This window comes from Flavobacterium sp., from assembly GCF_027484205.1.
Classification (GTDB): domain Bacteria; phylum Bacteroidota; class Bacteroidia; order Flavobacteriales; family Flavobacteriaceae; genus Flavobacterium.
The window spans coordinates 293,751-305,240 of sequence record NZ_JAIXUB010000024.1 but is presented as its reverse complement, the minus strand read 5'-3'; the positions used below and the strand labels follow the sequence as shown (position 1 = coordinate 305,240).

General features: G+C 30.0%; 12 protein-coding genes. 2 read left to right on the top strand and 10 right to left on the bottom strand.

Features of this window, described 5'->3' with window-relative positions; genetic code table 11:
- Positions 1-176: 176 nt before the first annotated feature.
- The 10 genes from Q0049_RS12415 to tgt all read right to left on the bottom strand — a co-directional run bounded on the left by Q0049_RS12415 (position 177) and on the right by tgt (position 9,475).
- A complete protein-coding gene (locus Q0049_RS12415; RefSeq protein ID WP_298120238.1) occupies positions 177-851 on the bottom strand; it encodes a response regulator transcription factor in 675 nt (224 codons plus the stop codon).
- A gap of 2 nt (positions 852-853) precedes the next feature.
- Positions 854-1,654 carry a sensor histidine kinase gene (locus tag Q0049_RS12410; RefSeq protein WP_298120235.1) on the bottom strand — a complete coding sequence of 267 codons (801 nt, stop codon included), beginning with the start codon at positions 1,652-1,654 and terminating at the stop codon, positions 854-856.
- Entirely contained in the window at positions 1,644-2,276 is a 633-nt protein-coding gene (locus tag Q0049_RS12405; RefSeq protein ID WP_298120233.1) for a hypothetical protein, read from the bottom strand. Before Q0049_RS12405 ends, Q0049_RS12410 begins: the two co-directional genes overlap by 11 nt.
- Positions 2,277-2,279: 3 nt before the next feature.
- On the bottom strand, positions 2,280-2,591 hold the full coding sequence (locus Q0049_RS12400; protein ID WP_298120230.1) for a hypothetical protein: 312 nt from the start codon (positions 2,589-2,591) through the stop codon (positions 2,280-2,282).
- 264 nt (positions 2,592-2,855) lie between these two features.
- Positions 2,856-4,403: a replicative DNA helicase gene (dnaB, locus tag Q0049_RS12395; RefSeq protein WP_298120227.1), complete on the bottom strand. Its 1,548-nt coding sequence runs from the start codon at positions 4,401-4,403 to the stop codon at positions 2,856-2,858.
- A gap of 151 nt (positions 4,404-4,554) precedes the next feature.
- On the bottom strand, positions 4,555-5,508 hold the full coding sequence (locus tag Q0049_RS12390) for an acetyl-CoA carboxylase carboxyltransferase subunit alpha (RefSeq protein WP_298120225.1): 954 nt from the start codon (positions 5,506-5,508) through the stop codon (positions 4,555-4,557).
- Positions 5,509-5,602: 94 nt separating this feature from the next.
- On the bottom strand, positions 5,603-6,484 hold the full coding sequence (locus Q0049_RS12385; RefSeq protein WP_298120223.1) for a DMT family transporter: 882 nt from the start codon (positions 6,482-6,484) through the stop codon (positions 5,603-5,605).
- Positions 6,471-7,556 carry an LptF/LptG family permease gene (locus Q0049_RS12380; RefSeq protein WP_298120221.1) on the bottom strand — a complete coding sequence of 362 codons (1,086 nt, stop codon included), beginning with the start codon at positions 7,554-7,556 and terminating at the stop codon, positions 6,471-6,473. Before Q0049_RS12380 ends, Q0049_RS12385 begins: the two co-directional genes overlap by 14 nt.
- Positions 7,557-7,591: 35 nt before the next feature.
- On the bottom strand, positions 7,592-8,335 hold the full coding sequence (locus Q0049_RS12375; RefSeq protein ID WP_298120218.1) for a hypothetical protein: 744 nt from the start codon (positions 8,333-8,335) through the stop codon (positions 7,592-7,594).
- A gap of 9 nt (positions 8,336-8,344) precedes the next feature.
- A complete protein-coding gene (gene tgt, locus Q0049_RS12370) occupies positions 8,345-9,475 on the bottom strand; it encodes a tRNA guanosine(34) transglycosylase Tgt (protein WP_298120216.1) in 1,131 nt (376 codons plus the stop codon).
- A gap of 171 nt (positions 9,476-9,646) precedes the next feature.
- Here tgt and Q0049_RS12365 point away from each other — a divergent pair, with 171 nt between their 5' ends.
- Both Q0049_RS12365 and Q0049_RS12360 read left to right on the top strand, forming a co-directional pair.
- Positions 9,647-10,492: a transketolase gene (locus Q0049_RS12365; RefSeq protein WP_298120213.1), complete on the top strand. Its 846-nt coding sequence runs from the start codon at positions 9,647-9,649 to the stop codon at positions 10,490-10,492.
- A gap of 4 nt (positions 10,493-10,496) precedes the next feature.
- Positions 10,497-11,450: a transketolase C-terminal domain-containing protein gene (locus tag Q0049_RS12360; protein ID WP_298120211.1), complete on the top strand. Its 954-nt coding sequence runs from the start codon at positions 10,497-10,499 to the stop codon at positions 11,448-11,450.
- Positions 11,451-11,490: the final 40 nt, after the last annotated feature.

Genomic DNA, 11,490 nt, shown 5'->3' with positions numbered 1-11,490 from the left:
AATTTGTGAGTTATAACAATTTTAACTATGGATTTAAACTTAGTAATAGCAATGGGAAATATGTTTAGAAATTTAAATTTATTTAAAAAAATAGGCGTGTCGTTATTTGTTATAATGATGATTGTCTATTTTGTTCTATCCGTAAAGTTTATTTTTAGTTAATCTTTATATTTTTATCAGAAACTATCGACTTCCACAATTTTATTTTGAATTGCATAAACAACTAATCCTGCAATATTTTTAGATTCTGTTTTTAATAAAAGATTATTTCTATGACCTTCAACTGTTCGTGAACTTATAAATAATTTTTCTGCAATTTCATTAGTACTCAATTGCTGGCAAATTAACTCCAAAATTTCTTTTTCACGATTGGTCAAATAATCAGGATTAAACAAGTCGTTTTTAGTTGATTTGCTTTCAGACAACATATCATCTTGAATAACTTCCATTACTAATTCATCATAAAAGAAACCTTTTTCAGCCACTTCGTTTATGGTTTCAATCATTGCTTTTGGTGAGGCACTTTTTACAAGATATGAAGCTGCTCCAACATTGATCATATTCGCAATGAATGATTTAGTATTGTAACTTGTTAAAGCAATAATTTTTACAACAGGAAATTCTTTATGAATTATTTTTGTTGCTTCAACACCATTTAGCAAAGGCATTTTTAAATCCATTAAAATAATATCAGGATAATCATTGCTTTTTTGGAGATAATCAATTACTTCAACACCATTTGATGCTTCAAAAACTACATCAATATTTTTTTCTCTTTCTAAAAGAAATAAAATTCCTTTACGAAACAATTCCTCATCGTCAGCTATTACAATTTTGATTGTTTTACTCATATTTAAAAAGTGAAATTAATTTGGACACCTTTATTTTTATTTGATTCTATTGAAAATGTACCGTTTAAAAAATTGATTCTACTTTCAATATTTTTCATTCCTAATCCTTTTTTGCAATCTTCTGATTTTAAATCAAATCCGATTCCATTATCGATATAAACACACGTTTCTTTTCCATTTATTGTCTTAAATTCGATAGAAATTTCAGAAGCTTTTCCGTGTCTTATCGAATTGTTTAACAATTCTTGCAGAATTCTAAAAATATGAAGTTGTTTATCAATTTCATTTATATTAAAGCGTAATTCATTTTTATAAATTACATGAACTGATTTTGAAGTATTAAATTCGGCTACCAATTCCTCAATTCCGGCGTGAAGTCCAAATTTTTCGAGAACTGGAGGCAATAAATCGTGAGCGATTCGTCTTGAACTTTCAAGAGCTTTTTGAGTTAAATCGGTAATATTATTTGTAATTCCTAATAGCTCTTCTTCCGATAAATTTGGAGTATTTAAAAGATGTGTATTTAAAGATACAACATTCAATTTAGAGCTAATGTCATCATGCAAATCTTGAGCAATCCTTTTTCTTTCTTCTTCTTGCGTTAAAATAACTGAGCGTAAAAGTTCTTTTTGATGATTAATTTCTAAGTTTTTTTTTTCAATTTCCTTTTGGATAATCTTCTTTCTAGAGAAGTAAAAAAAAGAAATAACTATAAATGACATTAATAAAAATGCAACAAAAACAGAACCTATAGCCAGATTCATTTCGTCTAGATTGAACACTAAGAAAATATTATTCTTCATTTACTTTTTTAGAATTAAGTTTAAACCATTCCATAAAAATGAAAATTAAATACACATTATATAAAACAATATTCAATAGTTCTAAAACATTATAGTAAGAAACATCAAATTTATAATGAAGATTTCTCGGTAAAAAAGTTACTGTACTTCCAAATAAGTAGATTAAAACTCCACAATTTATGTAATAAAACTCTTTTTTATTTGAAAGCATATTATAAAAATGAAAAGTACTATAGACAATTAGTGTAATCGAAGTAAACAAAATTTCAATTGGGTTATAATTAAATAAAGAGGATGGATTTAGTAAAAAACTCGTAATAACGACAGTCATCGTTATACCCAAATTCCATTTAATTATCTGTCTTTGATATTTTTCTTTTAAAAGTTCTAAATAAAATAAACTTAATATTATGAACTGACCACAAAAATAGGCATGAGATAAAATTAAATTTTCATACCCAAAATAAACAAAAGTTTTTAAAGATATTTGAACAGCAACTATTATTCCTAAATATATTGTATAAATTTTAAAAGCTTTATTTTCTTTGTTAAAACGAAGAAGAAAAAGTATAAAATTTATGTATAAAAAAATATTAGCTGCTATTTCAAATATCTTAAACATCATTTAAAAGTTAAATAACGGACTATTTACATCACAATTAGGCTGACAACCTTGAGTGAAATCGTAAATATATTGACCATTTTTATCGTCAATTAAATCTTTACCATTAGAATCTACACCAACAATCATTAACTTAGATTCATTATTATCATCAATACCTAAATAAGCTCTAACATTAACGGTTTGTCTTTCTGCCATTACTTGTGTTAAATCAACTTCAGGAATTAAAAATGCAATAACTCTTGTGTCTGGATTAGCTCTCCATTTTGCTGCCCATTTTTGCGCTTGCTCTAGTGTAATTGTGTTTTGTGCCATGTTTACTTATTATTTATTAGGGTTAAATATTTATTTCTGTAATAATGAAAAATGATAATTATTAATAGTGCAAAGAATAAAGAAACTATAAAAAGCAACTTTATTATCTGTATTATTTGATCACTATCTAATTTATTATCAATCATTTTAATATACAATCTATGAGCGTATAAAATTAAATGATTAGTATTTTATAGAACCACGTAAAACTACGTGTTTTTATTATAAAAAAAAAGTTCTGATTTCTCAGAACTTTTAATATTGTTAAAATGGAACATCACTATCATCATCAATTGAATTTGCACTACTTCCAAAAGCTTCATTAGCAGATGGCAAATTCTTTGTAAAAAACGGATTGTCATCACCAAGATTCATTTTTGAAGGTAAATCATCAAATCCGCCACCATAATCTTCAAGGTTATCAAACTTTCCTAAATTTCCTATAAATTTTAAACGAACATTTTCTAATGATCCATTTCTGTGTTTTGCAATAATAAATTCGGCTTGACCTGCTGTTGGTGATTGTTCATCATCATCCCATTCTTCAATTTTATAATATTCTGGACGATAAATAAACGATACAATATCAGCATCTTGCTCAATTGCACCCGATTCACGAAGGTCAGAAAGTAAAGGTCTTTTACTTGAACCACGAGTTTCTACAGCACGCGATAATTGTGAAAGTGCAATTACAGGAACTTCTAATTCTTTAGCCAAAGCTTTTAAATTTCGAGAAATTGTTGAAATTTCTTGCTCTCTATTTCCGCCACCTTTTCCGTTTCCTCCAGCTGTCATCAACTGAAGGTAATCGACAATAATTAATTTGATTCCGTGTTGCGATGATAAACGTCTTGCTTTCGCACGTAAATCAAAAATAGATAACGATGGCGTATCATCAATATATAAAGGTGCTTTTTCTAAATCTTTTACTTTTACAGAAAGTTGCTCCCATTCGTGTTTTTCTAATTTCCCAGTACGAAGTTTTTCAGAAGACAAACCTGTTTCTGATGAAATCAAACGAGTAATCAACTGCACAGAAGACATCTCAAGAGAAAATAATGCTACAGGATGTCCAAAATCAATAGCCATATTTCGAGCCATTGATAGAACAAACGCAGTTTTACCCATACCTGGCCTAGCCGCAATGATAACTAAATCAGATGGTTGCCAACCCGAAGTTACTTTATCTAATTTATCAAAACCAGTTGCGATTCCTGATAAACCTTCTTTGTTAGCAATTTCTTCAATTCTTTTTTTAGCTTGAATTACTAAACTTTGAGCTGTTTCAGAACTACGTTTTATATTTCCTTGAGTAACTTCATATAGTTTCGATTCGGCTTTGTCAAGTAAATCAAATACATCAGTAGTTTCATCGTACGATTCTTCTATGATTTCAGAAGATATTCTTATCAAACTTCTTTGAATGTATTTTTGTAAAATAATTCTGGAGTGAAATTCAATATGTGCCGATGAAGATATTTTTTGTGTAAGCTGAATAAGGTAAAAATCACCTCCAGCTAACTCTAGTTTGGCATTCTTTTTCAACTGAGCCGAAACTGTTAACAAGTCAATAGGCTGAGAATCTGTGAATAACTGAAAAATTGCTTCAAATATGTGCTTGTGAGCATCTTTATAAAAGGCATCTGATTGCAGAATGTCAATAACCTCATCAACACCTTTTTTATCAATCATCATCGCACCAAGAACTGCTTCCTCAAGGTCTAATGCTTGTGGAGGTAACTTTCCTTTTTCAAGATTGATTATCGTAGTTTTATCTACTTTAATTGGGTTTATATTTTTGAGATTTTCCATGTAGCGAAAGTAACCAATTCTGTAATTTTTGTGAACTTTAGTTATTACTATTTTTTGTTTATAACTAATTGTTTTTTGTTAACAACCAAAAAAAAATCCGTGTCATCAAAGCTTTTTGGACGACACGGATTTAGATAAATTTTGTACGATTTTACTCTTTATATTCGCCCATTTTACTGTATTTGTCCATTCTCTGTGACACTAATTCAGTTGTTGATAAATCTTTCAATTCATTAAAAGCTTTCATAATATATTGCTCTACTGTTTTGAAAGTTGTTTCTTTATCATAATGAGCTCCACCAAGTGGTTCCGGAATAATATCATCCACAAGTTTTTGCTTTTTCATATCTGCTGAAGTCAATTTTAATGCTTCTGCTGCTTGTTCTTTATATTCCCAACTTTTCCAAAGAATTGACGAACATGATTCTGGAGAAATTACGGAATACCAAGTGTTTTCCATCATTAAAACTCTATCGCCAACACCTATTCCTAAAGCTCCACCAGAAGCACCTTCACCTACAATTACGCAAATAATTGGTACTTTAAGGCGGCACATTTCTAAAATATTTCTAGCAATAGCCTCACCTTGACCTCTTTCTTCAGCTTCTAAACCAGGATAAGCTCCAGGCGTATCAATAAAAGTTACTACAGGAACTCCGAATTTTTCGGCCATTTTCATCAAACGTAATGCTTTTCTATAACCTTCAGGATTTGCCATACCAAAATTTCTATACTGACGCATTTTGGTGTTGATTCCTTTTTGTTGACCAATTAGCATAAATGACTGACCATCAATTTTTCCTAAACCGCCAATCATTGCTTTATCATCTTTAAAATTTCTGTCGCCAAAAAGTTCTAAAAATGTTCCTTTAGTTAAAGTAGTAATATGTTCTAAAGTGTATGGTCTGTTAGGATGACGAGAAAGTTGAACACGTTGCCAAGCTGTTAAATTCTTGTATATTTTACGTTTAGTTTCTTCAAGTTTTTTCTCGATTTGTTTACAAGTATTGGTTACATCAACATCTGATTCTTGACCAATAATCTGACATTTGTCTAATTGGTCTTCCAATTCTTTAATAGGAAGCTCAAAATCTAAATATTCCATAGGATTTGTGCGTTTTAATTAAAATTCGAATTACAAAGATAAAATTTTAAATCTTCTGTAAAAGTAATTTTACAGGATAAGTTGTAAACAAATGCTAAGTTGCTTTTAATCTGCTTTTTATAATTCCATTTAAAATAACAGTTATCAAAATAATTACTGCGCCAACATAAAATTGTGGACTCATTTGTTCTTTATCTTCAAATATAAGTACTGCTAAAATTATTCCGTAAATGGGTTCTAAATTTATGGTAAGCATCACAGTATAAGGACTTAAAAACTTCATAACAGCTGTTGAAGCGATGAAAGCATAAGCAGTACAAACCGAACTTAAAATTATTAAATAGATAATATCATTAATTGATAATGTAAAAAATGCTGCACTAAAACTATTGGTAAAAAGCAGAAATATGGAAAAAAACAAAACACCTCCAGATAACTCGTAATAAGAAATTACTGTTGGATCATATTCTTTAACAAACTTACTATTTATAACCGCAAAAGAAGCTGAAAGAAAGGCAGAAGTTAATGCTAAAACAATTCCCTCAACATATCTTCCTTCAACATTGAATATGATTGAAAGACCAAAAACAACTATTAATCCGAAGAAAATTTCGTACCAAATGATTTTTTTTCCAAAGAAAATAGGTTCAATAAGTGATGTAAAAAAAGCACCTGTTGACAAGCAAGCTAGAGTAATTGATACATTTGAGACTTTGATGGCTCTAAAAAAAGTAAACCAATGAAGTGCAATAACTAAACCTGCAACAAGAAACTTCAATAAAATTCGCCTTGGAATTTTAATTGGTGTTTTTTTATATTTTATGTAAATAAAAATAAATCCTACCGCAAACAACATACGATACCAAACTAAAGGTAATGCATTAAGAGAAATTAGTCTGCCTAAAATTGCTGTAAATCCCCAAATGAAAACTATCAAATGAAGATGAAGATAACTTTTAGTATTATCGTTTAGCATTTCGAAGAAGGTAAATAGCAAGAATTCCAAAAACGAAATTAGGAATCCAAACTGCAATTATTGGAGGCATGCTTGATTTTTCAGCTAAAACTCCAAAAATTTTATCTAAAAATACAAATGAAAATGCAAGCAAAATTCCAATAGCTAAATTCATTCCCATTCCTCCTCTTCGCTTCATTGATGAAACCGAAACAGCAATAATTGTTAAAATAAAAGCTGCAACTGGAATACTAAACTTTTTATAAAGAACTACTAAATAAGTATTTATATTTGATGAACCTCTTTCTCTTTCTTTTTCAATAAAACTTGTTAATTCTGAGTAAGATAAAGTTTCTGCAATGAAAACAACTGGCGTTAAATCTTCTAAATCAAATTTAAAAACAGTATCTTTTTTTTCATCACTTTCAAAAATATCATTTAACTCACCTATCTTTCTTTTCTTGTAATTGTACATCGTATAAGTACTATCCTTTTCATTCCATTTTATTCTGCTTGAGGTAATTTTGTATAACATTTTACCTTCTTTAAATTTCTCTAAAGAAAAATTAAAAGCAGTTTTTGAAGCCGAATTAAAGTTACTTACATAAATATACTCATCATCACTAATTTGTCTATAAACATCAGAATCATCTCGCATTCCTGCTGTTCCTGAATTGTTAAGATACGTATATCTAAAATTCTTAAAACCTGCGCTCGCTTTAGGAACAAGGAAAAAACCCATTATTAATGCAAATAAAGAAACTATAGTTGCTCCTACAATATAAGGACGTAAAAATCTAGTGAATGAAATTCCTGAACTTAAAATAGCAATAATTTCGGTATTATTTGCAAGTTTAGAGGTAAACCATATTATGGATAAAAATAAAAATATCGGAAATAATAGATTTGCAAAATAAATTGTAAAATCAAAATAATAAACTGCAATTTCCTTAAACGGAACTTTATTAGCAATCATTTTGTTTACTTTTTCAGACACATCAATGACAATTCCAATAGGAATAAACATCAATACCATTACTGAAAATGTTACTAAATAGCGCTTTAAAATGTATTTATCAATTATTTTAAACATATCTCTTTTTAAGACATTTATTAATTATGGAGTACTTATTTTTCGGATGTTGAAAATAAATACTGTTCTTTTAAATCTCCTTTGTTCAGCAATAATTCATTTTCTGAAACTTTTAATATCTTCCAAAAAACTTTTGTGTCATCTGGTTTTTCTTGAATTATCTCGTCTTTTTTATCATTCAAATACCACTTTCCTGTCTCTTGAATTGATAAAATAGAAATTTCACATTTACCATTAGGTTTAAAATCAATATAAGAACCTTCTAATAAAATGGCAAGCATTTCAATTTGCTTTTCACTTTTATTTGGTACAATCTTTTTTGTAATAAACCATTTCTTAGAAACTTGTTTTTTATCTACTGAAACTGTTTTAAAATCGTCAACTTTCAAATCAATTTTTTGAACCAATTGTTCACCACGTTTTAATATAATGAATTCATTTGGTTTCATTTCAAATCGCAATGTATCGGCTTCTTTTTTTTGAATGCTAAAATTTGACTGTATTCCTTTAGTAGAATTAAAGAATAGCTTTTCTTGATCAAAACTCCACTTTCCTTCTTCTTTTTTACCCATCATTGACAACTGATAGTTATCATCTGAAGTAAGATTAACAGACATTTTACCAAAAAATCTAACCATCAATTTCTTTCCAATAGAATCAACTTCTTTATCCGATTCAAAGCGATGATAAATCCAGTTTCCTACTAACTCTTCTTTTACAATTTGAGCATTTGTAGTTAAATAAGAAAAAAATAAAACAATCAATAAAGCTTTTTTCATTTCTCTTTTTTATAGTCGTTGACTCATTTGTTTTACCATCATTTCCTTCCAAGTTCTAAAATCGCCGGCAATAATATGTTTTCTAGCTTCGCGAACTAACCACATATAAAATCCTAAATTATGAATGGTTGCAATTTGCTTTCCTAAATATTCATTTGCTGCAAACAAGTGACGAAGATAAGCTTTTGTATATTCTGTATCAACAAAAGTGATTCCCATCTCATCTAAAGGAGAAAAATCGGCTTCCCATTTTTTATTTTTTATATTAATTGTACCATTTGCCGTAAATAACATTCCATTTCTAGCATTACGTGTTGGCATCACACAATCAAACATATCAACACCTAGAGCAATATTTTCTAGAATATTTATTGGCGTTCCAACACCCATTAAGTATCGTGGTTTATCTTCTGGAAGAATATCGCAAACTACTTCAGTCATTGCATACATTTCTTCAGCAGGTTCACCTACAGAAAGTCCACCAATTGCATTTCCAACTTGATTAGAATTAGCGATATATTCAGCACTTTGCATTCTCAAATCTTTATAAGTACTTCCTTGAACGATTGGAAAAAATGCTTGATCATATCCATATTTTGTTGGTACTTTTTCTAAATGATTGATACATCTGTCTAACCAACGATGTGTCATTTTCATAGAACGTTGTGCATATCTATAATCGCACGGGTAAGGCGTACATTCATCAAAAGCCATAATAATATCAGCTCCGATTGTTCTTTGAATTTCCATTACATTTTCAGGAGTAAAAAAATGGTAAGAACCATCAATATGAGATTTGAATTTTACACCTTCTTCTTTAATTTTTCGGTTTGCTGAAAGTGAATACACTTGATAACCACCAGAATCAGTTAAAATATTCCTATCCCAGTTCATAAATTTATGTAATCCGCCAGCTTTTTCAAGAATTTCTGTTTGCGGTCGAAGGTATAAATGGTATGTATTACCTAAAATTATATCAGGATTAATTTCTTCTTTTAATTCACGTTGATGTACTCCTTTTACAGAAGCAACGGTTCCAACAGGCATAAAAATTGGAGTTTCAATAACTCCATGATCAGTAGTAATTTTTCCTGCTCTAGCTTTAGAGTGGGTATCTTTTTGTAATAAATCAAATTTCATATAGGCGTTTTTCCCAAAGTTTCGGGAGCAAAGATAAATTATTTTAGATTTTAGATTTTAGATTTTAGATTTATTTGTGATTCTATAGTATTGATAACTTGTAATAAATTCTTTTGCCTCACCAAAAAAATAGATTTACTTTTGACGAATTATAATTTATAACTACAAAAAATGTCTGACATTAAACAACTACAAGATTTTACAACACAAGTAAGAAGAGACATTCTTCGTATGGTTCACGCAGTAAATTCAGGTCATCCCGGAGGTTCTTTGGGTTGTGCCGAATTTCTTGTTGCGCTTTACCAAGAGGTCATGAAACGCAATGATGGTTTTGATATGAACGGAATTGGTGAAGATTTATTTTTCCTTTCAAACGGTCATATTTCACCCGTTTTTTATAGTGTACTTTCAAGAAGTGGTTATTTTCCTGTTTCGGAATTAGCAACTTTTAGAAAACTTAACACTCGTTTACAAGGTCATCCAACAACTCATGATGGTTTGCCTGGAGTTCGTATGGCCGCAGGTTCATTAGGTCAAGGTTTGTCTGTAGCAATTGGTGCTGCGCAAGCTAAAAAGTTAAACAATGACCAACAATTGGTTTATGTTTTAACAGGCGATGGCGAATTGCAAGAAGGTCAAAACTGGGAAGCTATTATGTATGCATCAGCAAAAAAAGTTGACAATTTAATTGCTACTGTCGATTTAAACGGAAAACAAATTGATGGAACTACCGATGAAGTTCTAAACATGGGAAGTTTACGTGCTAAATTTGAAGCTTTTGATTGGGATGTTTTAGAAATAACTGAAGGAAATAATATTGAAGCTATTCTTAACGGATTAAATGAAGCTAAATCAAGAACAGGAAAAGGAAAACCAGTTTGTATTTTACTTCACACCGAAATGGGTAATGGTGTTGATTATATGATGCACACACATGCTTGGCATGGAAAAGCTCCAAATGATGAGCAATTAGCAAAAGCTTTAGAACAAAACGCAGAAACTTTAGGAGACTACTAGAATTATGAAAAAATATACAAACACAGGAAGTAAAGATACTCGTTCAGGATTTGGTGCAGGAATGACCGAATTAGGACAAAAAAATGAAAATGTTGTCGCTCTTTGTGCCGATTTAATTGGCTCATTGAAGTTTGACGATTTCAAAAAAAATCATCCAGAACGTTTTTTCCAAATTGGAATTGCTGAGGCAAACATGATTGGGATTGCAGCAGGATTAACTATTGGTGGAAAAATTCCTTTTACTGGAACATTTGCAAACTTTTCTACAGGAAGAGTTTATGATCAAATTCGTCAATCAGTTGCTTATTCTGATAAAAATGTAAAAATTTGTGCTTCTCATGCAGGATTAACTCTTGGAGAAGATGGTGCAACTCACCAAATATTAGAAGATATAGGTTTAATGAAAATGTTACCAGGAATGACGGTAATCAATACTTGTGATTTCAATCAAACCAAAGCAGCAACAATTGCATTAGCAGATCATCATGGTCCAGCCTATTTGCGTTTTGGACGTCCAGTTGTGCCAAATTTTATGCCATCTGATGAACCATTCATAATTGGAAAAGCAATACTTTTAAATGAAGGAACTGATGTAACAATTATTGCTACTGGACATTTAGTTTGGGAAGCTTTGATTGCAGCAGAAGCTCTGGAAGAAAAAGGAATTTCAGCAGAAGTAATCAATATTCATACTATAAAACCTTTAGATGAAGAAGCAATTCTAAAATCTGTTGCTAAAACAGGTTGTGTTGTTACTGCGGAAGAACACAATATTCTTGGTGGATTAGGCGAAAGTGTTGCAAGAACATTAGCATTAAATAATCCAACTCTGCAAGAATTTGTTGCTGTTCAAGATTCATTTGGTGAAAGTGGCACACCCGAACAATTGATGGAAAAATACAAACTTAACTATCAAGCTATTGTAGAAGCAGTAGAAAAAGTTTTGAAGAGAAAATAAATTTCTAAACTAAATTGTATAAAAAAACCCGATTTCATGT

Bases quoted from the DNA above. Each gene is read 5' to 3' on its own strand.
- Q0049_RS12415 (WP_298120238.1), bottom strand. From the start codon at position 851: ATGAGTAAAACAATCAAAATTGTAATAGCTGACGATGAGGAATTGTTT.
- Q0049_RS12410 (WP_298120235.1), bottom strand. From the start codon at position 1,654: ATGAAGAATAATATTTTCTTAGTGTTCAATCTAGACGAAATGAATCTG.
- Q0049_RS12405 (WP_298120233.1), bottom strand. From the start codon at position 2,276: ATGTTTAAGATATTTGAAATAGCAGCTAATATTTTTTTATACATAAAT.
- Q0049_RS12400 (WP_298120230.1), bottom strand. From the start codon at position 2,591: ATGGCACAAAACACAATTACACTAGAGCAAGCGCAAAAATGGGCAGCA.
- dnaB (WP_298120227.1), bottom strand. From the start codon at position 4,403: ATGGAAAATCTCAAAAATATAAACCCAATTAAAGTAGATAAAACTACG.
- Q0049_RS12390 (WP_298120225.1), bottom strand. From the start codon at position 5,508: ATGGAATATTTAGATTTTGAGCTTCCTATTAAAGAATTGGAAGACCAA.
- Q0049_RS12385 (WP_298120223.1), bottom strand. From the start codon at position 6,484: ATGCTAAACGATAATACTAAAAGTTATCTTCATCTTCATTTGATAGTT.
- Q0049_RS12380 (WP_298120221.1), bottom strand. From the start codon at position 7,556: ATGTTTAAAATAATTGATAAATACATTTTAAAGCGCTATTTAGTAACA.
- Q0049_RS12375 (WP_298120218.1), bottom strand. From the start codon at position 8,335: ATGAAAAAAGCTTTATTGATTGTTTTATTTTTTTCTTATTTAACTACA.
- tgt (WP_298120216.1), bottom strand. From the start codon at position 9,475: ATGAAATTTGATTTATTACAAAAAGATACCCACTCTAAAGCTAGAGCA.
- Q0049_RS12365 (WP_298120213.1), top strand. From the start codon at position 9,647: ATGTCTGACATTAAACAACTACAAGATTTTACAACACAAGTAAGAAGA.
- Q0049_RS12360 (WP_298120211.1), top strand. From the start codon at position 10,497: ATGAAAAAATATACAAACACAGGAAGTAAAGATACTCGTTCAGGATTT.